We start from the raw sequence: 2027 nt of genomic DNA on the forward strand, positions 1-2027 counted from the left end.
CAGCCTGCGGCGCTTCCATCAGCTAACCTCCGTCGCCTACGGCGCCACCTCCTTCCCAAGGAAGGAGGCTAACCAATAGCGGCGAAGCCGCTGCTCCACCTTATGCCCCCGCTTCAACGAGCGCAGCGAGGTTGAAGCCACCACCCGGTTGGCGAGCGAAGCGATGCCAACCTACAACCCTTACGCCCCATTCACCCCGTTTGTGCCGCTCGCCAACCACAGACCTCATCAGCTCGTCAAACCGCAATAGTTCGAACATTCACTCAAAAAGCCGCCCATGGAGAGCGGCTTTTATGCTGTTATTTTTTCTTTTTCCCGGAACCATCCTTTTTCCGTTTCTGGCGCATATTCTTTCCCTTATGCCCCAGAGCCTTATGTTCCTTCTTCTTGGTGGGCTTGTACATGCCGGGAGTTACTACATTTTTCTTCGGCTTACCCTTACGGACCTTTCGAATATTTCCCTTTTCATCATACCGGGTGATGGTCTCAGAAATGGATTTTTCCAGTTTACGGAGAAGAAGTCCATCTTCCGGCGTAGCATAGGTAATGGCGATTCCTTTTGTGCCGGCCCGGCCGGTACGTCCGATGCGGTGCACATAGTATTCCAGGTTCCGGGGAATGTCGTAATTAAATACATGGGTAATGCCCTCCACATCCAGCCCACGGGCAGCGATGTCAGAAGCCACAAGGACCTGGATCTTCGCCTTCTCGAATTCACGGATGACCTGGTTCCGCTGGCCCTGGCTCATGTCCCCATGAATTTCGTCCACCACAAAATCAGTTTCTTCCTGGAGTTTTGCCGCAATTTCATGGGCTTCTTCCCGGGTATTGCAGAAGACAACAGCCATGTAGGGATTCATTTCTGTCAGCTGCTTCACAAGAAGTTTGAATTTCCGGGGCTTTGTGGTTTCGTACACCCGCTGCTCCACGGTAGAAGCAGCCACTTTTTCGGAAACATCCACCACCGCCGGATGTTTCATATATTTTCTTGCCAGCCGCACCGCTTCCTCCGGCATGGTTGCAGAAAACAGGAGAAGCTGACGGTTTTTAGGGGTTTCATCTACAAGGGCTTCGATATCTTCCCGGAAGCCATTGGCCAGCATCTGGTCCGCCTCATCCAGGATCACGGTCTTTACCTGGGACAGGTCAAGACTCCGCCGGCGGATATGATCCAGAAGACGGCCTGGGGTGCCGATAATAACCTGGGGATCCCGCTTCAGCTTCTGGAGCTGGTTTTCAATCGTCCTGCCACCGATAATATCCACTCCGTCCAGACCAAGTTCCAGTGCAAACGGACGGAACACATCGAAAACCTGTTTGGAAAGCTCCCTGGTAGGAGTCATGATAAGGACCTGGGTCGCTCCCTTTTCCCTGTCCACCCGCTGCATGGTGGGGAGAAGGTAAGCCAGTGTCTTTCCGGTACCGGTCTGGGCACGGCCAATAAAATCTTTTCCCTTGAATATGGATGGGATAGCGGCCTGCTGGATAGGCGTGGGCACCTTGATTCCCTGCATTTTCAAAAGGGATGTCAGCTTATCTCCCACCCCAAGTGCTGCAAAAGCGTTCATAGTTCCTCCTGTAGTTATAAATCATCATTTTCTTGCCATCATTATATCATAGTTTTAAAAGGGTAATAAAAAAGCTCTCAAGGCATTAGCCTTAAGAGCTTACATTTTAGTGGTGCGGTCGGAGAGATTTGAACTCTCACGGATTACTCCACTACCGCCTGAAGATAGCGCGTCTGCCAGTTCCGCCACGACCGCATATAAAATTGTAAAACCGAGAAATAAGGAAATTGTGGTGCGGCTGGTGAGACTTGAACTCACACGATCGAAAGATCACTACCCCCTCAAAGTAGCGCGTCTGCCATTCCGCCACAGCCGCATATATGGTGCCTCAGAACGGAATCGAACCGTTGACACAAGGATTTTCAGTCCTTTGCTCTACCAACTGAGCTACCGAGGCAAAATTGTGGCGACCCGGATCAGATTTGAACTGACGATCTCCGCCGTGACAGGGCGGCATGT

Annotated in this window: 1 protein-coding gene and 3 tRNA genes; all 4 read right to left on the bottom strand. The window is 51.7% G+C overall.

Annotated elements, in window-relative coordinates; genetic code table 11:
• Positions 1–299: 299 nt before the first annotated feature.
• Entirely contained in the window at positions 300–1568 is a 1269-nt protein-coding gene (locus QZR21_RS09070) for a DEAD/DEAH box helicase (protein ID WP_296098653.1), read from the bottom strand.
• A gap of 110 nt (positions 1569–1678) precedes the next feature.
• Positions 1679–1763: transfer RNA gene (locus QZR21_RS09075), tRNA-Leu, on the bottom strand.
• Between the two features lie 35 nt (positions 1764–1798).
• Positions 1799–1884 (bottom strand) — tRNA-Leu (locus tag QZR21_RS09080).
• A 5-nt stretch (positions 1885–1889) separates the two neighbouring features.
• A tRNA-Phe gene (locus QZR21_RS09085) sits at positions 1890–1965 on the bottom strand.
• Between the last annotated feature and the right edge of the window lie 62 nt (positions 1966–2027).

This window comes from uncultured Dialister sp. (assembly GCF_900541605.1).
Lineage (GTDB): Bacteria > Bacillota > Negativicutes > Veillonellales > Dialisteraceae > Dialister.

What these genes read in the sequence shown, in the direction of transcription:
- QZR21_RS09070 (WP_296098653.1), bottom strand. Translation starts at nt 1,568, where the DNA reads ATGAACGCTTTTGCAGCACTTGGGGTGGGAGATAAGCTGACATCCCTT.